19 protein-coding genes are annotated in these 21,481 nt (G+C 61.7%); 10 read left to right on the forward strand and 9 right to left on the reverse strand.

Features of this window, described 5'->3' with window-relative positions; translation table 11 throughout:
* Positions 1–5 precede the first annotated feature (5 nt).
* Positions 6–1,286 (forward strand): kynureninase, encoded by a 1,281-nt coding sequence (kynU, locus tag AC1DU8_RS15130; RefSeq protein ID WP_477666270.1) that lies wholly within the window; start codon positions 6–8, stop codon positions 1,284–1,286.
* Positions 1,286–2,152 (forward strand): tryptophan 2,3-dioxygenase, encoded by an 867-nt coding sequence (kynA, locus tag AC1DU8_RS15135; RefSeq protein ID WP_457279312.1) that lies wholly within the window; start codon positions 1,286–1,288, stop codon positions 2,150–2,152. Before kynU ends, kynA begins: the two co-directional genes overlap by 1 nt.
* Here kynA and AC1DU8_RS15140 read toward each other — a convergent pair.
* Positions 2,147–3,094 carry a GlxA family transcriptional regulator gene (locus AC1DU8_RS15140; RefSeq protein ID WP_477666393.1) on the reverse strand — a complete coding sequence of 316 codons (948 nt, stop codon included), beginning with the start codon at positions 3,092–3,094 and terminating at the stop codon, positions 2,147–2,149. The two genes, kynA and AC1DU8_RS15140, sit on opposite strands and share 6 nt — an antisense overlap.
* A gap of 82 nt (positions 3,095–3,176) precedes the next feature.
* Between AC1DU8_RS15140 and AC1DU8_RS15145 the strand changes: the two genes are divergently transcribed.
* From AC1DU8_RS15145 to AC1DU8_RS15155, 3 genes are all read left to right on the forward strand, one after another.
* Positions 3,177–3,854 carry a DJ-1/PfpI family protein gene (locus AC1DU8_RS15145; RefSeq protein ID WP_457279313.1) on the forward strand — a complete coding sequence of 226 codons (678 nt, stop codon included), beginning with the start codon at positions 3,177–3,179 and terminating at the stop codon, positions 3,852–3,854.
* Between the two features lie 27 nt (positions 3,855–3,881).
* Positions 3,882–4,862 carry a tripartite tricarboxylate transporter substrate-binding protein gene (locus tag AC1DU8_RS15150; protein WP_457279314.1) on the forward strand — a complete coding sequence of 327 codons (981 nt, stop codon included), beginning with the start codon at positions 3,882–3,884 and terminating at the stop codon, positions 4,860–4,862.
* An 861-nt stretch (positions 4,863–5,723) separates the two neighbouring features.
* Positions 5,724–6,809 (forward strand): hypothetical protein, encoded by a 1,086-nt coding sequence (locus AC1DU8_RS15155; protein ID WP_457279315.1) that lies wholly within the window; start codon positions 5,724–5,726, stop codon positions 6,807–6,809.
* A gap of 192 nt (positions 6,810–7,001) precedes the next feature.
* Here the strand turns inward: AC1DU8_RS15155 and AC1DU8_RS15160 are convergent, their stop codons facing one another.
* The gene (locus AC1DU8_RS15160; RefSeq protein WP_457279316.1) at positions 7,002–8,210 is read right to left on the reverse strand and encodes an FAD-dependent monooxygenase; all 1,209 of its coding nucleotides are present in this window, start codon (positions 8,208–8,210) and stop codon (positions 7,002–7,004) included.
* A 148-nt stretch (positions 8,211–8,358) separates the two neighbouring features.
* Here AC1DU8_RS15160 and AC1DU8_RS15165 point away from each other — a divergent pair, with 148 nt between their 5' ends.
* Both AC1DU8_RS15165 and AC1DU8_RS15170 read left to right on the forward strand, forming a co-directional pair.
* Complete coding sequence (locus tag AC1DU8_RS15165; protein ID WP_477726939.1) at positions 8,359–10,002, forward strand: hypothetical protein; 1,644 nt, start codon at positions 8,359–8,361, stop codon at positions 10,000–10,002.
* Positions 10,003–10,078: 76 nt separating this feature from the next.
* Positions 10,079–10,720 carry a DUF1906 domain-containing protein gene (locus AC1DU8_RS15170; protein WP_457279318.1) on the forward strand — a complete coding sequence of 214 codons (642 nt, stop codon included), beginning with the start codon at positions 10,079–10,081 and terminating at the stop codon, positions 10,718–10,720.
* A 33-nt stretch (positions 10,721–10,753) separates the two neighbouring features.
* Here the strand turns inward: AC1DU8_RS15170 and AC1DU8_RS15175 are convergent, their stop codons facing one another.
* Positions 10,754–13,642 (reverse strand): aconitate hydratase, encoded by a 2,889-nt coding sequence (locus AC1DU8_RS15175; RefSeq protein WP_477702451.1) that lies wholly within the window; start codon positions 13,640–13,642, stop codon positions 10,754–10,756.
* A 105-nt stretch (positions 13,643–13,747) separates the two neighbouring features.
* On the reverse strand, positions 13,748–14,161 hold the full coding sequence (locus tag AC1DU8_RS15180) for a hypothetical protein (RefSeq protein ID WP_477688772.1): 414 nt from the start codon (positions 14,159–14,161) through the stop codon (positions 13,748–13,750).
* 153 nt (positions 14,162–14,314) lie between these two features.
* Here AC1DU8_RS15180 and AC1DU8_RS15185 point away from each other — a divergent pair, with 153 nt between their 5' ends.
* Positions 14,315–15,151, forward strand: a complete 837-nt coding sequence (locus AC1DU8_RS15185) for a helix-turn-helix domain-containing protein (protein WP_477702452.1) — start codon at positions 14,315–14,317, stop codon at positions 15,149–15,151.
* 4 nt (positions 15,152–15,155) lie between these two features.
* Here AC1DU8_RS15185 and AC1DU8_RS15190 read toward each other — a convergent pair whose 3' ends face one another.
* From AC1DU8_RS15190 to AC1DU8_RS15205, 4 genes are all read right to left on the reverse strand, one after another.
* Entirely contained in the window at positions 15,156–15,518 is a 363-nt protein-coding gene (locus AC1DU8_RS15190) for a DUF1428 domain-containing protein (RefSeq protein ID WP_457279322.1), read from the reverse strand.
* Between the two features lie 334 nt (positions 15,519–15,852).
* Positions 15,853–16,968, reverse strand: coding sequence for an ABC transporter ATP-binding protein (locus tag AC1DU8_RS15195; RefSeq protein ID WP_477688771.1), 1,116 nt, complete (start codon positions 16,966–16,968; stop codon positions 15,853–15,855).
* A complete protein-coding gene (locus AC1DU8_RS15200; RefSeq protein WP_477688770.1) occupies positions 16,965–18,563 on the reverse strand; it encodes an ABC transporter permease in 1,599 nt (532 codons plus the stop codon). The genes AC1DU8_RS15195 and AC1DU8_RS15200 overlap by 4 nt, the downstream gene beginning before the upstream one ends.
* Before the next feature lie 52 nt (positions 18,564–18,615).
* Complete coding sequence (locus AC1DU8_RS15205) at positions 18,616–19,641, reverse strand: iron ABC transporter substrate-binding protein (RefSeq protein ID WP_457279325.1); 1,026 nt, start codon at positions 19,639–19,641, stop codon at positions 18,616–18,618.
* Between the two features lie 297 nt (positions 19,642–19,938).
* On the opposite strand from AC1DU8_RS15205, the gene AC1DU8_RS15210 reads away from it, so the two are divergent.
* Together AC1DU8_RS15210 and AC1DU8_RS15215 are read left to right on the forward strand one after the other, a co-directional pair.
* Positions 19,939–20,442: a pyridoxamine 5'-phosphate oxidase family protein gene (locus AC1DU8_RS15210; protein ID WP_457279326.1), complete on the forward strand. Its 504-nt coding sequence runs from the start codon at positions 19,939–19,941 to the stop codon at positions 20,440–20,442.
* A gap of 38 nt (positions 20,443–20,480) precedes the next feature.
* Complete coding sequence (locus AC1DU8_RS15215; protein ID WP_457279327.1) at positions 20,481–20,864, forward strand: hypothetical protein; 384 nt, start codon at positions 20,481–20,483, stop codon at positions 20,862–20,864.
* Between the two features lie 75 nt (positions 20,865–20,939).
* Here the strand turns inward: AC1DU8_RS15215 and AC1DU8_RS15220 are convergent, their stop codons facing one another.
* A complete protein-coding gene (locus AC1DU8_RS15220) occupies positions 20,940–21,446 on the reverse strand; it encodes a BON domain-containing protein (RefSeq protein WP_457279328.1) in 507 nt (168 codons plus the stop codon).
* Between the last annotated feature and the right edge of the window lie 35 nt (positions 21,447–21,481).

A 21,481-nucleotide genomic window follows, 5' to 3' on the forward strand; every position in this document is an offset into this window, starting at 1 on the left:
ACTCCATGACCACTCTGCAAGACTGCCGCGCCCTCGATGCGCAAGACCCGCTGCGCACGCTGCGCCAGCAATTCACCTTGCCCGAAGATGTGATCTACCTCGACGGCAATTCGCTGGGCGTGCTGCCCAAAACAGCCGCCGCTCGCGTCGCTGAAGCCGTGACGGCCGAATGGGGCCAGGGCCTGATCCGCTCCTGGAACAATGCCGGCTGGTTTGAGCTGCCGCAACGCCTGGGCAACAAGATTGCCCGGCTGATAGGTGCTGCCCCCGGCGAAGTAGTGGCCACCGACAGCACGTCCATCAACCTCTACAAGGTGCTGAGCGCTGCACTGCACATCGCGGCCCAGGACGCGCCCACGCGCAAGGTCATCGTCAGCGAGCGCAGCAACTTCCCGACCGACCTCTACATCGCAGAAGCCCTGTGCCGTGAACGTGGCTTTCGGCTGCGACTGGTCGAGCCCGAAGAGCTTGCCGCCGCGCTCACCAGCGAAGTGGCCGTGCTGATGCTGACCCACGTGAACTACCGCACCGGCGCCATGCACGACATGGCCGCCGTAACCGCCGCAGCGCATGCAGCAGGCGTACTCACCGTCTGGGACCTGGCGCACAGCGCGGGCGCCGTGCCGGTAGACCTGAATGCGGCGAAAGCCGATTTCTCGATTGGCTGCGGCTACAAGTACCTCAACGGTGGCCCCGGCGCGCCGGCCTTTGTCTGGGTCAACCCCAAACATGCAGACCGCTTCTGGCAGCCGCTGGCCGGCTGGTGGGGCCATGCAGCACCTTTTGAATTCACTCCGGACTACCGGCCTGCCGCAGGCATCTCACGTTACCTCTGCGGCACCCAGCCCATCCTGAGCATGACCGCGCTGGAGTGCGGACTGGACACTGTGCTGGCCGCCGAGACGTTCGGTGGCATGCAGGCCCTGCGCAAAAAATCGCTGGCACTGACCGACCTGTTTATTCAACTCGTGGAAGAACGCTGCGCCGGCCACGGCCTGGGCCTGGCCACACCGCGCGAACATGCCCAGCGTGGCTCGCAGGTCTGTCTGACCAAAACCCAAGGCGCCTACGCCATCGTGCAGGCGCTGATCGCACGCGGCGTCATCGGCGACTTCCGCGCCGGAGACGGCGGCGCCGGCAAGCACCTCGACATCCTCCGCTTCGGCTTCACGCCGCTCTACATCGGTTTTGAAGACGTGTGGAATGCCGTCGAGCATCTGAAGCAGGTGCTGGCAACCGCCGAGTGGCAAAAGGCCGAATTCAACCAGAAGCACGCGGTCACCTGATGAACAACCACAACAACGACAACAAACCCCAAGCGCCCGCAGACATCGTACGGGACGAAAAAGCGCAGCTCGACTTCAGTCAGTCGATGAGCTATGGCGACTACCTGCAGCTCGACGCGATCCTCAGCGCACAAAAACCGCTCTCGCCCGACCACAACGAAATGCTGTTCATCATCCAGCACCAGACCAGTGAACTCTGGATGAAGCTGATGCTGCACGAGCTGCGCGCGGCAATTGCCAACGTCGCGAAAGACGAACTGGGCGCCGCTTTCAAGATGCTGGCCCGCGTGAGCAAGATCATGGAGCAGCTGGTACACGCCTGGGACGTGCTGGCCACCATGACGCCGCCCGAGTACAGCGCGATACGCCCTTACCTGGCCAACTCCAGCGGCTTTCAAAGCGCGCAATACCGCTGCATCGAATTCGCACTCGGCAACAAGAACGCCGCCATGCTCAAGCCGCATGCGCACCGGCCCGACCTGCTCGCGCAGGTACAAGCCGCGTATGAGGCCCCGTCACTCTACGACGAAGCCCTGCGCCTGCTGGCCCGCCGCGGCCTGGCCGTACCGGCCAGCCACACGCAGCGCGACTGGACGCAAGGCTATGTCGAAAGCGATGAGGTTGAGCAGGCCTGGCTCGTGGTGTATCGCGATCCGAAGAAATACTGGGACCTCTACCAGCTCGGCGAAGAACTCACCGACCTGGAAGACGCTTTCCGGCTCTGGCGCTTCCGGCATGTGACCACGGTGGAACGCGTGATCGGGTTCAAGCGCGGCACGGGTGGGACCGGCGGCGTCAGCTACCTGCGCAAGATGCTGGATGTGGTTTTATTTCCTGAGATCTGGAAACTACGCACTGACTTATAGGCGCCCCCGGGGTGCAGACGGTGAATCCCGGGGGCTTTGGTGATCAGCAAGCGCCGCTGTCCTGGAAATACCCCGGGTCGATCTGGTATGCCTCTGGACTTCCTTCCCCGACAAACGCCCCGAGCTGGCGAGGATTTCCGCCTGTTCACACCGCAAGCTGTTGAGTGCGGCCATGGGGCCCATGCCGAAGTTTTCCGCAAACTTGCGCTGAAAAGTGCGCCGGGACATATTGCACATATCCGCCATCTCGTCGACGGACCATTCGTGATCAAGCCGGGCCTGCAACAACTCGATCAACTGGCGAAATGGTGCAACGGCCCGATCCTGAATCCTCAGGGCCTGGCTGTACTGGCGCTGATCGCCGTCCCTGCGTAAATAGACAAGCAGCCGCCGCGCAACGCGCTGCGAGATGTCGGCGCCATGGTCGCGCTCGATAAGGGCCAGCGCGAGGTCGATACCGGCGGTAACACCCGCCGTGGTCCAGTACTTGCCGCTTTCGCAGTAGATCTTGTCGTCGTTAACCCTGAGGTCCGGAAAGTCCCGCTGCAATCTCTCGGCGGATCGCCAGTGGGTGGTGACCTCCCGGCCACTCAACAGCCCGGTGGCGGCGAGCAGGAAGGCCCCCGTGCAAACGCTGCAGGTTCTACGTGTGGCCTGGTCTCTTTCCCGCAGCCAGTTGACCAATTGAAGATCGGCACATGCCGCATGGATACCGCCACCGCCCGGTACCACCAGCGCATCGATCGGCAATGCCGCGGCAGCCCCCAGATCGTGGTTCACATGGATTTTCAGTGCACCATCGGCGCTCGTTACAACGTCCTTCTGTGCCATGGTGATCAGGCAATACGCCGGAACGCCCACCTCTTCATTTGCCGTGGCAAATGCCTGCCACGGCCCGGCGAGGTCAATGGGCTGGAAGCCGTCGAACAAGAGAAATGCCACCCATTTTGGCGCACATTCGCCCGCTTTTGGCACTGTCCCTGCGGCACCTGGCCTTACCGTCAGCGTATTAAGGAGGGTGTTCATGAAAGTTAATATTATTCTCTTCAATGCACTGACACAACTTGATTTGACAGGGCCTTTTGAAGTACTGGCACGTGTGCCGGGGGTGCATGTCGAGCTCGTAGGGAAGTCACTGGAGCCAGTCCGCTCGGACCGCGGCCTCACGCTGACACCCACCACGACCATCGCAAACGCACCGCCCTGCGACCTGCTGGTGGTGCCGGGGGGACCTGGAACCGACGACGCCATACTGGATGCCGAGTGGGTCAATTTCACCCGCAGGCAAGCAAAGTCAGCAAAGTACATCTTCGGCATCTGTACGGGTTCGCTGCTGCTCGGCGCCGCGGGCCTTCTCAAGGGCAGGCGAAGCACCTGCCACTGGCAGGCCATCGATTTTCTGCCGGCGTTCGGTGCCGTCGTCACCAGAGAGCGCATGTGCGTGGACGGAAATATCTTCACTGCGGGCGGCGTGACATCCGGCATCGACATGGCCTTGAAGGTCGTCGCAATGCTGAAGGGAGACGAAACAGCCAAGCAAATCCAGCTCCAGATCGAATACGACCCCAAGCCGCCCTTTCCAGGTGGTACGCCCTTTACATCGGAGCCGGCCATCGTCGAGAAATGCCTGGCAGCGACGCAGGCGCGGCGAGCCCTGCGGGCCTCGGCCGTCGGCTATGCGGCCCTTCGCATGCCAGTCTGAAAAGTACCGGTAACCCTGGAGAAACTTATGAGCAAGAAACTGTTTTCACTGGTTTTTTGGGCCTTGCTGGCATGCGGCATGGGCGCGCAGGCGCAAGGTGTTTACCCCTCGAAACCGGTGACATTGATTGTTCCCTACCCCGCAGGAGGTCCTATGGACAAGCTCGCGCGGGAGCTTGCCTTACCGCTGGAAAAGCAGTTAGGGCAATCCATCATCATCCAGAACCTGTCAGGCGCCGGTGGAAACCTGGGCAGTACCATCGCCTTGCGTGCGACTGCCGACGGCTATACCCTGCTGTTGAACCATATCGGGATGGCGACAGCCCCTGCGCTATACCGCCGCCTCGGTTTCAACCCGGAAACAGACTTCGAACCTTTGGGCATCATGGCTGAATCGCCACTGATGCTGGTGACGCGCCCACAGATAGCTACGGGCTCAGCGGTTGAGCTGGTGCGGTGGATAGCCACGCAACCACAGGTCAAGCTTGCCAACGGCGGCATTGGGTCGGCGTCGCATCTGTGCGGCCTTCTCCTCCAGTCTTCGCTGGGCATCGGCATGACCACCGTTCCCTATCGCGGGACCGCTCCGGCGTTGGCGGATTTACTGGGAGGCCATGTAGACCTGATGTGCGATTTGACAGCCAACGTGCTCCCTCATGTATTTAGCGGAAAAACCAGGCCCGTCGGCGTGACATCAGCCAGGCCGCTCAACGTTCCTGGCGCCTCGGCGATCCCGACGCTCGAGAAATTCGGGATTCCCTCCATCCGGCTTGGCGTCTGGTACGGCTTGTATGCACCGAAGAACACGCCTCAGGCGGTACAAACCAGGATCAACGCTGCATTGCTGGGCGCAATCCAGACGGACGCATTCAAACGGGCACAACTCGCTTCCGGGATCGAGGTGGTTCGAGACGCGCGCAACACACCCGCGGGCCATCGCGAATATTTGCGCAGCGAAATTGCACGCTGGACGCCGGTGATCAAGGCTGCGGGGGCCTACGCGGACTAGGGCTGGCCGGAAACGTAATCCATAAATCCCGATTGTTTTTCCGATCATCAGGGAGCGCCTGCTTGTCGTTCCATACAACCGAGACAAATCCAACACATTCATCGCCACATCCCGCCCCCACCGCACCCCATCGGCGTGGAACACCTGCCCGTTGCGCAGCGCCCTCGCCTGCACACGCGCATTGCGCTGCCAGCGGTTGAGCGCATAACGCTGCAGCACGGTGGATACATCGAGCGCCGGGTTCAGCGACTGGGCCGGGGTGTGGCCGAGTTCTGCGGCGTCTTCGATCGCCATGCCCGTGCCTTGCGCCAGGTAGGGCCTCATCGGGGGGGCGGCATCGCGCAGCAGGGTCACGCGGCCCACGGCATGCCAGTGGGCGGCCTATCAGGTCGCGCATCACCGTGCCGGCAAAGGCGTAGACCACCACCGGCGGCGTCAGCTACCTGCGCAAGATGCTGGATGTGGTGGTGTTTCCGGAGATATGGAAGCTACGAACAGATCTGCAAGAATTTATAAAAAAATAGCCGAAACCCTTACAAATACAGCGCAAACCGCTATCACTTCTATAGCAATTCGACTAAGTTGCTATCCCTCCCCAATTCCTCAATTTGCCATAGCGGGCCACCATGCCACACGTTATCGGGGCTGACGATATCTTGGCGAAAAAAGGACAAATGCAAAGGTAGGCCCCCTACCCAACCTGGATGCGAGCCAAGCTTGAGCAGAATCCTGCGTTGTTGTATCAGCCAAAATCGTCAGCGATACTTCGATTGTCCGGCTCCATTCTTGACTCCGCTTCACGGGCCACCCCTTCAATCAGCATATATTGCTCGCCTGCTGTTCACCAACCACTCATCTGATATGAATTTTTCGACCCTGTCCAAGACCAAAAAGACCTTATCAGCGCTTGCAGTGATTGTGTTTGCGCTCGGGATTTTCTTTGCAAAAAATGATTTTGAATATTTCAAATACTACGTCTACGACTTTACGCACGAAAGCGATAGGTATGCCGCGTTAGCGGATACAACAGGTAATACAACGGGAGACACGGCGGCAAAGGCTGTCGCCGAGTCAAAGACACTCGCCATCTTTACCGGTGATACCGGTCATATCACCAAGGGAAAACTCCTGGATGCAAGCTACAAAAAAGAGTACGACCAACTTCCTGAAAAACTCTACGCACTCAGTTTTGGTGAAACCATTTATTGCGCTACCTGCAAAGACGGCAAAGGCGAAAAGCAACGCGGGTACTCCGTGATTGAAGCAAATACGCCGCAGGATCTGGAAAAGTATCAACCGAAGGTCGGCCAGGAAAACTGGAAAGCTTATTTAAAGCTCGCGATGAAAGGTGCCGTCGAATACCCCACCCTGCTGCCCGCCCTGCTTAACGACAACTACCTGATTTCAGCAGAAGGCTTCAGCAGAAAATACGGCAGCGACTTCGATGCGTTTTATCTCAAGGAATTGCCGTATGGCGTCAAGGAAAAGCTTCTCGATTTCTATTCATCCGATGAAGGAGCGGCCTATCGGTTCGTGAATTCCGGAAATCTCAAATACTCAAGCCTGTTAAGGGAAGGCGATTTCAGCGGCCAGGACAAGAAAGAAATCGCCATTCTGCTCAAGGACACGCGGGAAGGACTGAACGATGCCTACCTCCTCCTGGTGCTCCTCAGAAAGAACGACCCCTCCCTTCATCCGGAGTACTACATCGCATTTAACGAAGTTTTCCCAGGCAAGGTCATCATCGAAACTGTTTATAAAGACCCGGAAGAGCGGTGGGATCACAAGATTTTTATGAACACCGAAGAGAAAGTGGAAACCAGGTACAACAGCTTGAGAATTCTCCGGCCCGAACAGAGGGACACTGTGCTGGTTTACGATGAAAAATTCGACAGGATGAGGAAGTACATACAAGTTCCAAAGTCCGAGAAAAACAAAATCCCGTGAATAAATAGCGACCGCATCCACAAGCGTCCCCAAAACTTCACCCGGGCGTGACCGCGGTCCCACGAGGTTTTTCCCAGTCCGGGCGGAATTCCTTGCCGTCATGAAGCCCGGACCACAAATTGACGCACTGCCCGCGATGAAAGCGCGTATCAACCGTGCAAGGCCTGCGCAAACAGCCGTCGTTCTATGGGCTCAATGCCCATCAAGGTAGGTTGGGCTTGCCCCGTATAGCCAGGGCATATCCAGCAGCTTCTCACCCAACAGACGCATTGCGGTATCCCTGCCCCACCGCGACACCCCATTGGCGTGGAATATCTGCCCATTGCGCAAGGCCCTCGCCTGCACGCGCGCATTGCGCTGCCAACGGTTGAGCGCATAACGTTGCAGCATGGTGGGCACGTCGAACGCCGGGTCCAGCGCCTGAGCCAAGGCATGGCCCAGTTCGGCAGCGTCTTCAATCGCCATGCCCGCTCCTTGTGCCAGATACGGCCGCATCGGGTGGGCGGCATCGCCCAACAAGGCCACGCGGCCTACAGCGTGCTGGTGGGCACCCCGCATCGGCGCGCGGTCATGCAGCACCCACAAGCGCCAGCCCCCGATGGCATCCAGTACCTCGCGCAGCGCGGCACAGCAGCCGGCCGTCGCCGCGCCCAGATCGGAGGTGTTGGCACTGTGGTCCCAGAGGTCGGCTTCGGCAGCGGCTTCACCCTGCACGATGGCCACCACATTGAGCCATTCACCGCCGCGCACCGGGTACTGCACCACGTGCATGCGCGGCCCCAGCCAGACCGTGATCTGCCGGCTCCTGAGCAATTCAGGTAGATCGGATTGCCGCACCAAGGCGCGGTAAGCCAGGTGGCCGGTGCGGCGTGGCAGACCGTCACCCAGCAGTTCCTGGCGCACTGTGCTCCAGATGCCGTCAGCACCTATGAGGGCGTCGCCTTCAATGCCAGGGCCGTCGTCGGCCTGCACCGTGACGGCTTGCGCGGTCTGGCTGAAGGACTGCAGAGGCCGGCTCAGGTGCAGCCTTACGTCGGCATGCTGCTGTACGGCCTGCAGCAGCATGCCGTGAAGGTCTGCGCGATGAATGGAGAGATAAGGCGCGCCATACCGCTGGACCATTGCCGCACCCAGGCCCAATTCACCCAGTTGCTTTCCGGACATCGCACTGCGTATCTGCAAGCGTTCCGGAAAGGCGGCCACGGCCTGCAGTGCATCAACCAATCCCCAGCTGTGCAGTACCTTGACCACATTCGGACCAAGCTGAATGCCCGCGCCGACTTCGCTGAAGACGCTGGCGCGTTCAAACAGACGAACATCACAGCCGGCTCGCGTTGCAGCCAACGCAGCCGCCAGTCCGCCAATACCTCCACCCGCCACAAGAATCTGAACACTTCCCATACCCCGGATTGTGCCGTGGGATAAGGCAAATACGACAAATGACGCCCCGCCTACTCCGTTTAAAGGATGCAGACAAATCCTTACAGACTTATTCTGCAATGGCTCGAAGAGCATTGCGCATCATTTTTAAGAAAAAAAGGGGGAGCCAATGAACACACATGCATGCCAGAAATGGATCGCCATTTTTTGCGCCCTGATACTCACGGGCTGCGCCAGCCCAATGGTGCGCTGGAACCAGTCATCACCCACCACGCCAGGCATGCCTGGTGCGCTGGAATATGCGGACAAGGCGCGCGACGCGTATCGCTCCGCCGTCGCGGATCAGATGGACCGCGAAACTTCGCTGGCCAGCGGCCTGGTCGTGACAGGCGCGCTGGTGGCGGCGCTGGCAGCCGGCGGCGCACACCGCAACGCCATACTGGGAGTGTCCCTGGCAGGCGGCACGGCCTATACCCTGGGCAACATGAACCTGCGGCGCCCCACGGTCATGATCTATCTCGCCGGTGTAGATGCGCTGAACTGCGCAAGACGTGCGGTGCTCCATTTCAATATCAGTTCGGAAGAGCTTCGGGACCTCGGCAGGCAGTTGTCCCAACTGGAAAGCTCAAGACGCAGGCTGGGCATGGCGGTGGCCAAAGCACAGTCCGTGACTGCCGTATCGTCCCCCAGCGACCCGCAAATGCCGGCGCTCACCGTTGCCCTCGCGGCGGCGACGCAGGTACAAGCCTCTGCCGACAGCGCCCTGAAATCCGGCAGGAAATACACGGAGTCAGCCAACCGGGCCGCCGGCGAGTTGATCGCCACCGTCAACCTGATTGACGCGGCGGTAGTTCGGTCACTGGTCGAGTCCACACCCGCCCTCAACAATGTTCCCTCGGCGATTTCCGGTCTTGCCAGTATGGCCGGGCAATTTGCACCAGGGGCCAGTGTCGACACCGGCCTGAGCGACGCGCTGAAAAAGGCAAACACCATGAGCACAGCTGCAACGGCTGATACGCCAGCAGGCAATGTGCGCAGCCGATCCGGCACGCCTCAAATCATTGAGGAACTAATTCTTGCGGCCTCTGAAACCCTCCTTCTGACGCAAGATGTGAATGACCGGTTGACTGGAAGGGTGGTCACCTGGCCAGAGGACGCCTTCAAGGACTGCGGCGTGGCACAGGTGATCACTGCACTGGCCACCTCGCCCGCCTCGCTAAGCAACCTGGTAGCAGGCACAGATGACCGGCGCAGCATCGAAATTTCCGGCGGTGTCAAACCCTACTTCGCAGAACTGGAGGGCGTTCCGATTGACGGCATCACACTCAAGCCGCCTATCCGTTTTGATACGCGGGCGGAACTGAGCATTACCGGGAGCAAGGTCACCAAAACCTATGCGTTGTCGATACGGATCACCGACAGTTCGCCCACAGCACGTGTCGTCAATGTGCCGGTGACCATCACCGCCGCAAATACGACACCGGTGCAGTTCCGCGGGTCCTCACTGCCAGGCACACAAGCCCAAAGGTCGCGAGATACGCGTACCGCCGACGCGGCGCTGGCAGCCATCAGCCGGTTGAAGGAGTTTTATTCTGGCGGCAGGAAGTTTGTGTTTCCCCCTTCTACGCCGCCCAGCCGGATTGACACCAAAACACTGGAGGTGACGGTGACATGCCCCGCAGGCAATGCTGGCAAATATTCGCAGGCCGTCCTGTCACAGGCGCTGCTCTTTGCAGCGGGAATCACCAGCAAGCCGTCCGAACGGGACTGGAGTTTGCGCCTGAAGTCCACAGACGATTGCCTGGCGGAGTGATGGCGGTTCGCCCTCACTGAGGGATTTACGACGCTACTTCCAAACCTGAGGCCCCGCGCCAAGAGAAAGCTCAGCCATGAACAAAGAAGGTCTTTCCACCAACCGGCCTTGCCATCCCTTTGCGCCCTGTCTGGCCACAGAAGGCAAGACATTTGTGATCCGCTACTACTCCCGCACCACGAGCGATCCTCAAAAGCGGATCACGCCCGCGGAGGCGAACGCTCTGGCGCAAAGCGGGCTGGATATCGTGACGGTCTACCAGGATCGGGCCACAGCACTCACCGATTTTGGCCAGGCCCGTGGAAAGCTTGACGGGCAGTCTGCACACGACTATGCGACGCGGCTAAGGCAACCCCCAGGCAGCGCCATCTATTTTGCGGTGGACATGGACGTTAACCCGGAGCAAATCAATGACGAGATCCTTCCTTATTTCGAGGGTGTCAAAGAGGGTATGGACCAGGAGGCGGGCGGCCTGTCACCCTTTGTCATCGGTGTGTACGGTTCAGGCCTGACCTGCCAACTCGTGCGTGAAAACCACGCACTGGCCCAGTATGCGTGGCTGGCGGGAGCCACTGCCTGGACCGGCTCGGGCAATTACGACACCTGGAACATCCGCCAGCACGCCAATCACAACCATCAGCAACTCTGCGGCCTGCAGCATCACTGGGAACGCTGTGAAGCCCACGGCAACTTTGGCCAGTTTCGGCCTGTGCCCTGACACCCGATCATTGCAGCGCGGGCCGCAAGGCCCTCAAGCCAGCAATTGGCGCAGCACAAAAGGCAAAATGCCGCCATTGCGGTAGTAATCCACCTCAATCGGTGTATCCACACGCAGGATGACGGTGACTTCTTCGCGCGAGCCGTCGGCGCGCGTGATCACCAGCCTGGCTTCACTTTGCGGTTTGAGTTCGGGGTGCGGAATCACGTCAATGACTTCATTGCCGGTGAGCTTCAAGGTCTGCCACGATTCGCCCGGCTTGAACTGCAGAGGCAGCACACCCATGCCGACCAGGTTGCTGCGGTGGATGCGCTCAAAGCTGCGCGCCACCACGGCCTTGATGCCCAGCAGTTGCGTGCCCTTGGCGGCCCAGTCACGTGATGAGCCCGTGCCGTATTCCTCACCCGCAAAGATCACGGTGGGCGTACCTTGCTCCATGTATTTCATGGCGGCGTCGTAGATGAACATCTTCGCGTTGCCGGGCTGGAACAGCGTGACGCCGCCCTCCTCGCGCGAGCCTTCCGCATCGGGCGGGATCATCAGGTTTTTGATGCGCACATTGGCAAAGGTGCCGCGCATCATCACGTCGTGGTTGCCGCGGCGCGCGCCGTAGCTGTTGAAGTCGGCTTTTTGCACGCCGTTTTCCTGCAGCCACAGGCCCGCGGGGGAGCTGGCCTTGATCGAGCCGGCCGGCGAGATGTGGTCGGTGGTGATGGAGTCGGCAAACAGCGCCATGATGCGCGCACCCTTGACGGACACGCTGCCCGCCTCGCCCGCTTTCATGGTGAAGTCTTTGAAGAAAGGCGGCTCGGCGATGTAGGTGCTGGCGGGCCAGGTGTATGACGTGCCTTTGACTCCCTTGATGTTTTCCCAGAGCTTGCCCGGCTCGGTCTTGACCTTGGCGTAATTGGCGCGAAAAGCTTTGCCGTTCATCGCGTACTTCATGAGCTTGTAGATTTCGTCGCTGGTCGGCCAGATGTCGCCCAGGTAGACGTCCTTGCCGCCCTTGCCTTTGCCGACGGGTTCGGTCATCAGGTCGCGCATCACCGTGCCGGCAATGGCGTAGGCCACCACCAGCGGCGGGCTGGCCAGAAAGTTGGCCTTGAGGTTGGGGTGGATGCGAGCCTCGAAGTTGCGGTTGCCCGACAGCACGGCCGCGCAGACCAGGTCGCTCTTGCTGATGGCCTCATTGAGTTCGGGCGTCAGGTCGCCGGCATTGCCGATGCAGGTGGTGCAACCGTAGCCGGCCAGTGCGAAGCCGAGCTTCTCCAGGTAAGGCAGCAGGCCGGTCTCGGTGAGGTACTCGGTCACGATGCGTGAGCCTGGCGCCAGCGAGGTCTTGATATGCGGCTGGACCTTCAGGCCCGCCTCCACCGCCTTCTTGGCCAGCAGGCCCGCGGCCAGCAGCACACTGGGATTGGAGGTATTGGTGCAGCTGGTGATGGCGGCGATCAGCACATCGCCATTCCCCACCGTAATGCCGGGGGCTGAATGAACCACCTCGGTCTGCGCCTTGGCGGGCGCGTCCGTGGTGTTGCTGGCGCGTGCGTGCGCCAGTGTGGGGCGGTTGCCTTCCATCTCCATCACGGGGCGTGCGGCACCGGCCGGTGTGGGCGGTGCGGCCGGCAAGGTGTCTTGCCGGCCTTCATCGGTGCGACGCACCAGGTGGCGGGTGTTGAGCATGCCGGCGGGCTGGTTAAAACCATTCTCGGCAATCGATTTGCTGAAGAGCGACTTGAACTGGCTTGCGACGTTGCCGAGCTCGATGCGATCTTGCGGGCGCTTGGGGCCGGCCAGACTGGGCGTGACGTCGCCCAGGTCGAGTTTGACCACGTGCGAATAATCAATCTCGCCGGCCTTGGCCACGCCGAAGAGGCCCTGCGCCTTGAAGTAGGCCTCGAAGGCTTCGATCTCTTCTTTGGTGCGGCCCGTGCCCTTGAAGTAGTCAATGGTTTTTTCGTCGACCGGGAAGAAGCCCATGGTGGCGCCGTATTCGGGCGCCATGTTGCCGATGGTGGCGCGGTCCGGCAGGGCCAGCGTGCGCGTGCCTTCGCCGAAAAATTCGACAAACTTGCCGACGACTTTTTCTTTGCGCAACTGCTCGGTCACCCGCAGCACCAGGTCGGTGGCTGTGACGCCTTCACGCAGGCGGCCGGTCAGCTCAAAGCCCACCACGTCGGGCGTGAGGAAGTAGACCGGCTGGCCCAGCATGGCAGCCTCGGCCTCGATGCCGCCGCAGCCCCAGGCCACCACGCCGATGCCGTTGATCATGGTGGTGTGGCTGTCGGTGCCCACCAGCGAGTCGGGGTAGTACACGCCGTCCCTGCTTTTGTGCACGCCGCGCGAGAGGTATTCGAGGTTGACCTGGTGCACGATGCCGAAGCCCGGCGGTACCACGCCAAAGGTGTCAAAAGCCTGCATGCCCCATTTCATGAACTCGTAGCGCTCACGGTTGCGCTGGAACTCCAGCTTCATGTTGAGGTCCAGCGAATTTTTCTTGCCGTAGTAGTCGACCATGATGGAGTGGTCGACCACCAGGTCGACCGGTACCAGCGGCTCGATGGCTTTTGGGTTCTTGCCCAGCTTCAGCGCCACGCTGCGCATGGCGGCCAGGTCGGCCAAAAGCGGCACACCGGTGAAATCCTGCAGCACCACGCGCGAGACAACAAACGGGATTTCTTCGGTGCGCTCGGCCTGGGGCAGCCAGTGGGCCAGTTGCGCCACGTGTTCGGCCGTGACCTTTTTGCCGTCGCAATTGCGCAGCACCGACTCAAGCACGATGCGCATGGACACCGGCAGGCGGGAAACTTTGGGAAATTGTTTGGCGAGTTCCGGCAAGGAGTAGAACTTGCCGGTTTTGCCGGAGGCGGTCTTGAAGCTTTTGAGCGTGGAGGAAAAAGCGTGGGGAGGCGGTTTGGCCATGGCGGACTCCTTTTTATTGACGGCAGCCCCCATTCTGGCAGGCACTGCGACCCCGTGGGAGTCCGGCGCCGCATACCCTGCCCCTCTACCGAGTCTTGTGCGTTCTCACCAGGCCGGCTGCGGCGCTGCGCGGCGCAAGCCGAAGTACTGCAGTTCGGCCAGCAGCGCCACCGTCAGCGCCTGCATCACCACATAGGCCACGCCCAGCATGGAGGGCGACACACGGCCGCTGGCCAGCATCAGCACGCAGGCCAGCGCCCAGCCGATATTGCCCGCCACCAGCGCCCAGATAACGCCGCGCGGCAAAGGATTACGCGTTGAAACAAACGCAACGACTGCCGCATAGACCAGCAGGAACTCGCCGGTGTAGGCAATCAGGCCCTCGGGCAGGTTCAGCAGGCGGGCCATCGCGGCTGGAAAGGTGACTTGCAATACACCGCAAGCGATGCACGACAGCGCATCCACACGCAGCACATTGCGCAGGAAGTTGGGAGAGGAAAGGATGGAACTCGAAGACATGGCAAAACTCCTGAAAGTAGCAGCCGGTGATATTGATCAGCGCTCCGGGCCGCCGGTCGGTGCGCATGGAGGTCATCATTCCTGCGCTGCAGCAGCCCGTCGATAACCTGGCAGGTAATGGAAACCTGCTCACATAGCTTTACGATGAGGACCATGACCGCCAGCACCCACCACCCCAGCCACCCCGCGCAGCGCAGTGCGCCACAACCCTTTGGCGACCACCTGCGCCACTGGCGCCAGCACCGGCGCCTGAGCCAGCTGGACCTGGCCCAGGAAGCAGAGATATCCACCCGGCATCTGAGTTTTGTGGAAACCGGCCGCTCGATGCCCAGCCGGGAAATGGTGCTACGCCTCGCGGAGCGGCTGGCCATCCCGTTGCGCGAGCGCAATGCGCTGCTGGTGGCGGCCGGCTATGCGCCCATGTACCGCGAGCGGCCGCTAAACGACCCGGCGCTGGCTTCGGCCCGCCAGGCGGTGGAGCTGCTGCTCAAAAGCCATGAGCCCTACCCGGCCCTGGCGCTGGACCGCCACTGGAACATCGTGGCCACCAACCGCATGGTGCCGCATTTGATGGCGGGCGCCGATGCGTCGCTGCTGGAGGCGCCCATCAACGTGCTGCGCCTGAGCCTGCACCCCAAGGGCCTGGCGCCGCGCATCGCCAACCTGCTGCAGTGGCGCGACCATTTGTTTGAACGCCTGCGCCAGCAGATCACGGCGACGGCCGACCCGGCGCTGGTGGCGTTGCTGGAAGAGCTGAAGGCCTACCCCGTGCCGGAAGAGGCCAAGGGCCCCAATCTGGAGGGCGAGCACCCGGGCGTGGTGATGCCATTCAAATTCAACACGCCTTCAGGGGTGCTGAGCTTTATCAGCACCACCACTATCTTCGGCTCGCCGGTGGATGTGACGCTGCAGGAGCTGGCGATGGAAACGTTTTTCCCGGCGGACGATTTCACGCGCCAGGCGCTGCACGCGCTGGCGGCGCAGGGCTAGATGCTTAAAGCTCAACAATCGTTTTAAAGCCGCCAAAAATCATCCGCTTCCCATCGAAGGGCAGATTCTTCGGATCCATCATGGCCTCCAGGCGCGGGTCGGACATGACCTTTTTGTTGACGCTGTCGCGCTGCTTGCGTGACTTGTAGGTGATCCACGAGAACACCACCACCTCGCCGGCCTTGAGCTTCACGCTTTGCGGAAAGGACGTGACCTTGCCCGGTTTCACGTCGTCGGCGATGCACTCGGTGTATTCGATCGCGCCGTACTCCTTCCAGATCTTGCCGGCCTTGCGGGACAGCTTGCGGTAGTCCTCCACTTTCTTGGCGGGAACGGCAACGATGAATCCATCTACGTAACGGGCCATGGGAAATCTCCTTGGGTAAGCAGCTGTCACCTGAAACGCTGCAACAACCGATCAAGTTGCCGGCGTGCAAGTGCACAACCATTAATTTGTGTACACCGTACACAATATACCCAAAGACCTGTGTAAGACGCCTTAAAGATTCGTAACAAGGCATGTACTGGTCGAGCCATGCCGCTTTGCGCGGGGCGTGCCGGGTAAACGTCCGCCTCCAGCTGGGTTCATCGCACCCGTAGAAGTAGGAAAAATGCTATTAATTTAATAGCTGCTTGCGCCCGTTCTTATTGGGCTACGGCCACTATTTTCTTAAATTCCGGAAACCGGCACCCAGGCCGGTTTATTCGAACACGTGGGCCTGGCCAGCCACCGTGATGCGGACCATGGCGCCCGGCGCCGGGGCATGCAGGCCGGAGCTGCGCACCAGCAGCGGTACGTCCCACGCAGCAAGCTCCGTCGCCGCGGGTGTTTCTTCTGCCGTGCCCAGTCCAGCGCCGCGCACCAGGCGCACCGACAGCACGCAGACCGGACCGCCAAAATCGGTGTCGATAACCGCGCCGTAGCACGCAGCGGCATCCGCACTGTGCGCGGCCGCCTGCGCCGGGACTTCAGCCACCTGCAGTTGCTCTGGCCGCAGCATGATCTGCGCCGCACCGCTGCGCTGGCCGTTGTTGACCGCGACTCGCCCCAGCGCGCAGTCAGCCCAGCCGCCCGCCAGCTGCGCCGGCAGCACGATGGCTTCGCCCAGGAAGCCGGCCACCGCGGCATCACGGGGCCGCAGATAAAGATCCACCGGGCGGCCAGCCTGCACCAGTTGCCCTTCACGCATCACGGCCACCTGGTCGGCAAATGACAGGGCCTCCGCCTGGTCGTGCGTGACCAGGATGGTGGTGATACCGGCGCCACTGAGCAATTGCGCGACAGCTTTGCGGGTGCTGGCGCGCAGGCCCGTGTCCAGGGCGGAAAAAGGCTCATCGAGCAACATCAGCTGCGGGCGCTGGGCCAGCGCGCGGGCCAGCGCCACGCGTTGCTGCTGGCCGCCAGACAACTCATGCGGGCGACGGCTGAGCATGGCGATGTCGAGCGCGACCATTTCCATCAATTCGGCAATGCGTTCAGCGCGCCGGGGCGTATTGCGCGGCAGGCCAAAGCCGACGTTGCCCTCAATCGTCAGGTGCGGAAACAGCGCGCCGTCCTGCGGCACAAAACCGATGCCGCGCTGGTGCGCCGGCACGGCCTCCGGCCCGTCTGCCAGTTGCCGCCCGCCCAGCACGACGCGGCCGGCGTCGGGCACTTCGAAGCCGGCAATGATGCGCAGCAAGGTGGTTTTACCGGAACCCGACGGACCCACGATGGCGGTGCGGCTGCCGGCCGGCACGTGCAAGTGAACGCCGCCCAGTGCTTCCACAGGGCCATAGTGTTTGCGCAGGCCCTTCAGTTCAAGAGAAGTTGTCATCGTCCCGCCGTGCGTTTGGATTGGGTATAGAGCAGCCAGGTCATGGGCAGCGACAACAGCACCATGATGAGCGCGTAGGGCGCAGCGGCTGCGTAGTCGATCTCGCTGCTGTAGGCCCAGAAGGAAGTCGCCAGGGTGCGCGTGCCGTTGGGCGCGAGCATCAGTGTGGCGGTGAGTTCATTGGTAATGCCCAGGCCCACCAGCGCCGCGCCGGCCGCCGCGCTGGGCGCGGCCAGCCGCAGGGTGATGGCCCACAGCGCCTGCGCGGGCGTGCGGCCCAGGCTGCGCGCGGCCTGCTCCAGCTCCACCGGCGCCTGCGCGATGCCGGCGCGCAGGCTGATGAGGGCGCGTGGCAAAAACATCAGCAAATAGGCCAGCAGCACCGTGAGCGCTGTCTGGTAAATCGGCATGCGTACCGTCACCGTGACGAGCGCCAGCGCCACCACCACACCGGGCAGCGAACCGACCATGTAGTTGCAGGCCTCCAGCACGCGCTGCAGCCGGCCGGGCGAGCGTATCGACAGCCAGGCCATGGGCACAGCGGCCAATGTGGTCAACAGCGCACCGGCCAGCGCCAGCCCCAGGGTCTGAAAAATCGCCGGGCCGATTTCATCCACGCGCCATACGGCAGCCCCGCCTGCCACCAGCCAGCGGCCCAGGGTAACCAGCGGCACGCCCAGCGCCAAAGCGGTGACCAGCGCGGGCAACAGCAGGCACAGGCCGGTGAAACGGCCCAGCTTGCGTTTGAAAGGCATGCGCGCCGCGCCGGAACCTACGCGCGCATAACGCTCCTTGCCGCGCGCGGCCGATTCCAGTCCCAGCAACGCGAAGCAGCACACCACCAGCACGCCGGAAAGCATGTTGGCCGCAGGCCCGTTGTAGGTCGACTGGAACTGGTCGACGATGGCCGTGGTGAAGGTGTCGAAGCGGATCATCACGTAAAGGCCGTACTCGGCCAGCAAGTGGAGGCCCACCAGCAGTGAGCCGCCGCATACCGCCAGCCGCAGCTGCGGCAGCACCACGCGGAAGAACACCGCCAAAGGGCTCAAGCCCAGCGAGGCGGCGCTGTCTTCCATGCCCGGATCCAGCCGCCGCAAGGCTGCGGCCACCGGCAAATACAAAAATGGAAAGTAGGCGATGACCGAAACCATCACGCCGGCGGGCAAGCCGTGCAGGCCGGGGGCGACCGTCATCCAGGCATAGCTGTGCACAAAAGCCGGCACGGCCAGCGGCGCGACGGCCAGCCAGGCCCAGGTGCGCGCACCGGGCAGGTCGCTGCGCTCGGTGAGCCAGGCCAGGGCCACGGCCAGCACGGCGCACAAGGGCACCGTCAGCGCTACCAGCAAAGCAGTGTTGACGAGCAGTTCACCCACACGGGGCCGGAAGATCAACGCAGAGGCCGTGTCCCAACCCGCCTGGATGCCGACCCAGATGACAAAACCCAGCGGCAACAAAGCGAGCAACGAGACCAGCAGGGCCGCGCTGCCCACCCCCGACAGGCGCCAGCCGCCGCGCCCGGCTACAGGCGAAGGCCGCAGGGCCGCACTCGCCGGGTTAAGGGAATCGGCGCCGACATCAAAGGGCAAGGCACTCAAGGCAGGTGTCAGATCCGCGGACCTGAAGTGGTTAGGAGCGATTGGAAGTGGTTTACAGCAGGCCGGCCTGGGTCATCAGGTCGGTGACTTTTTTGCTGTTGAGTTTGGAAGGCTCCACCTTGGGCGCCTGCAGCTCAGCCAAAGGTACCAGTTTGGGGTTGGAGGCTACGCCGGTGCCGACGGCGTACTCATACGCGTCGCCGGTTCTCAGGATGTCCTGTCCGCCTTTGCCGGCAACCCACTTCACGAAGGCCTGGGCTTCGGGCTGGTGCTTGCTCGAGGCCAGCACGCCGCCACCGGAAATGCTCACAAAAGCGCCAGGGTCCTGGTTGCGGAAGTAATGCAGCTGGGCGTTGTTGCTGTTCTCGCCGGTCTTCGCCTGGTCGCCGTAGTAGTAATAGTGGTAAATCACGCCACCTTCGATCTGGCCGGCATTGACGGCCTTGAGCACGGTGCCGTTGCCTTTGTAAGGCGTGGCGTTTTCCTTCATGGCCTTGAGCCAGGCGGCCGTGGCGGCTTCGCCCTTGAGTTCGAGCAACGCGCTCACGATGGCCTGGAAATCAGCGCCGGAGGGCGACGCGGCCCAGCGGCCCTTCCAGGCGGGCGTGGCCAGGTCCAGCATGGACTTGGGCAACTGCGCCGGCGTGAGCTTGGCCTTGTTGTAGACAAACACCGTGCTGCGCGCGGCGATGCCCGTCCAGCGGCCGTGCGCGGGGCGGAAGTTGGCAGGCACTTCAGACAGCGTGGCCGCGTCCAGCGGAGCGAACAGCCCTGCCGTGTCGACCAGCGCCATGGCCGGCGAATTCTCCGTCAGGAACACGTCGGCGGGCGAGGCCTTGCCTTCCTGCACGATCTGGTTGCCCAGCTCGGTGTCACTGCCGTTGCGCAAAGTGACCTTGATGCCGGTTTCCTTGCTGAAGGCTTCAGCCCAGGCTTTGGTCAGGCTGGCGTGCTGGGCGTTGTAAACCACGATGCCTTCGGCGGTGGGCGTGACGGTTTGGGCGGTGGAGGCCATTGGCGCGGCCAACAGGCCAGCAGCCAGCACAGCGCCGGCAAAGAATGGGAACGACAGTTTCATGAAACACCTTTTAGAGATCAAAGCGGCCCGGTTCGCCCGAACCGGGCCGGGCGCGGCGCAGGCATTGAAGCCTACGGGGCGCCTGTAAGCAAACCGTAATACAAATGCGAATTACTTGCATCTATATGGTAACCGCTCGCGCCATTAGTTCCCCCGCAGGGCGATGGTTTACACAGGCTGCGCCTGGAAACCGGGGCTGTCGGTACTTGCTGACAGCTGCCCGCGCCGCCCGCTGATGAGCGGCCCGCGGCTTGATGCCTAGCATCGACGCATTGGCCACCACCCACGGGAGTTTTCATGAGCGCAACAAAATCAGACCACGACACCCTTTGGGAGCTGATCCAGGGCATCAAGTTCGGCATGCTGACGCACCGACAGGCCAGCGGCATGTTGCACGCCCATCCCCTGACCACGCAGAACCAGTCGCTCGATGCGGAATCTCATTTGTATTTCTTCATCTCACGCAAAAGCGAGATGGCCCAGCGGCTGCAGCATGACGGCAACGTCAACGTGTCCTACGCCGACCCGGGCGCCGACAGCTACGTATCGGTGTCGGGCCAGGCCGTGATCGCGGAAGACCAGGCCAAAAAAGAAGAACTCTGGTCACCGCTTGCCCGCGCCTGGTTTCCTGCGGGCGTCAACGACCCGGACCTGGCGCTGCTGGAAGTGCGCATTCATCACGCCGAATACTGGGATGTGAAGGAAAGCAAGATGGTGCAGCTGGCCAGGATGGCCAAGGCGGCCATCCTGGGCGAGTTGCCGCGCAAGCTGGGTGAGCACAAAGAGCTGCATATTTCCTGAGAATTCGCCCGAAAACCTGTCTCCAACCGGCCCTATCCATGCCCTTTATCTCGTTCAACAAAGCCACTGAGCCCAGCGCGCCCGACGATTTGCGCATCAACACCGCGGCAGTGCTGTACATAGAAGCCTCACGCCCCGACCTGATGGGCCAGACCACCATCCACATGCTGGGCCAGGGCACCACCGTCAATGCCGTCACCGAATCGATAGGCACCGTGGTTTCCACCATAGGCGGATTGGTGGCAGTCAAGCGCCACTACCTCGCGCCGCCACCAGACGATGGTGCCAGCACGGTCTATGTGCTGCCCGCCAACATCAGCCACATGCGCCCCAATCTGCCGCTCGCGCCGGAGTTCTGGTACCTGAAGTTTGTCGATGGCTCGGAACTGCGGGTGGTGGACCCGCTGCCTTCGGGGCTGTAACTTCCGATCATTGAAAAGCAAAAAGTCCCGCAATTTCTTGCGGGACTTTTTGTGTTTCATGTCGAAAGGAGGACGTTATTTCTTTTCAACCTGCGCCGGCACGTAACGCACAGGCTCATCACCCACACGCAGGTAGTTCACCACCCCCATGACGTCGTCGACCAGCCAGACCGCTTTTTCAAGCGCCTCGGACTGCTCGCGTGTCTTGACGCAACCTTTGAGAAAGACCAAACGCCGCTCGCCCTGCACCCACACACTGGTGTCGTCGAACCGGCCGTCGAGCTTGATGTATTGCGACACGCGCGGAATGATTTCGGCATCGTACCAATACGAGTTGGCCAGGCGGCAACGCCCCACGCGGTAGCAACTGCCGCCGTGCTGCGCCCGCACATGGGCTACGTCGCGCACTTCCTGCTCGGTATAGAGCGGCCCCTCCGGCACAGGGCACGGATTGATCGCCGAAGTGACCTGCAGGAAGGGGTCGTTGAAGGCGTTGGTGCGCGCTTCCTGAGCTCGAGCGGCTGCACCGGTGGCCAAAAAAAGAACAAAAAAAAGGAAGGAAAGAAGTGACGGTTTCTTCATCACTTCATCCTTCCATTTCAGCTTGCGGCTGTCAA

This window comes from Polaromonas sp. P3_A5 (genome assembly GCF_056403055.1).

Bases quoted from the DNA above. Each gene is read 5' to 3' on its own strand.
- AC1DU8_RS15190 (WP_457279322.1), bottom strand. From the start codon at position 15,518: ATGGCCCGTTACGTAGATGGATTCATCGTTGCCGTTCCCGCCAAGAAA.
- AC1DU8_RS15145 (WP_457279313.1), top strand. From the start codon at position 3,177: ATGAAAGTTAATATTATTCTCTTCAATGCACTGACACAACTTGATTTG.
- AC1DU8_RS15185 (WP_477702452.1), top strand. From the start codon at position 14,315: ATGACCGCCAGCACCCACCACCCCAGCCACCCCGCGCAGCGCAGTGCG.
- AC1DU8_RS15220 (WP_457279328.1), bottom strand. From the start codon at position 21,446: ATGAAGAAACCGTCACTTCTTTCCTTCCTTTTTTTTGTTCTTTTTTTG.
- AC1DU8_RS15195 (WP_477688771.1), bottom strand. From the start codon at position 16,968: ATGACAACTTCTCTTGAACTGAAGGGCCTGCGCAAACACTATGGCCCT.
- kynU (WP_477666270.1), top strand. From the start codon at position 6: ATGACCACTCTGCAAGACTGCCGCGCCCTCGATGCGCAAGACCCGCTG.
- AC1DU8_RS15165 (WP_477726939.1), top strand. From the start codon at position 8,359: ATGAACACACATGCATGCCAGAAATGGATCGCCATTTTTTGCGCCCTG.
- AC1DU8_RS15215 (WP_457279327.1), top strand. From the start codon at position 20,481: ATGCCCTTTATCTCGTTCAACAAAGCCACTGAGCCCAGCGCGCCCGAC.
- AC1DU8_RS15180 (WP_477688772.1), bottom strand. From the start codon at position 14,161: ATGTCTTCGAGTTCCATCCTTTCCTCTCCCAACTTCCTGCGCAATGTG.
- AC1DU8_RS15170 (WP_457279318.1), top strand. From the start codon at position 10,079: ATGAACAAAGAAGGTCTTTCCACCAACCGGCCTTGCCATCCCTTTGCG.
- AC1DU8_RS15155 (WP_457279315.1), top strand. From the start codon at position 5,724: ATGAATTTTTCGACCCTGTCCAAGACCAAAAAGACCTTATCAGCGCTT.
- AC1DU8_RS15175 (WP_477702451.1), bottom strand. From the start codon at position 13,642: ATGGCCAAACCGCCTCCCCACGCTTTTTCCTCCACGCTCAAAAGCTTC.
- AC1DU8_RS15160 (WP_457279316.1), bottom strand. From the start codon at position 8,210: ATGGGAAGTGTTCAGATTCTTGTGGCGGGTGGAGGTATTGGCGGACTG.
- kynA (WP_457279312.1), top strand. From the start codon at position 1,286: ATGAACAACCACAACAACGACAACAAACCCCAAGCGCCCGCAGACATC.
- AC1DU8_RS15210 (WP_457279326.1), top strand. From the start codon at position 19,939: ATGAGCGCAACAAAATCAGACCACGACACCCTTTGGGAGCTGATCCAG.
- AC1DU8_RS15205 (WP_457279325.1), bottom strand. From the start codon at position 19,641: ATGAAACTGTCGTTCCCATTCTTTGCCGGCGCTGTGCTGGCTGCTGGC.
- AC1DU8_RS15150 (WP_457279314.1), top strand. From the start codon at position 3,882: ATGAGCAAGAAACTGTTTTCACTGGTTTTTTGGGCCTTGCTGGCATGC.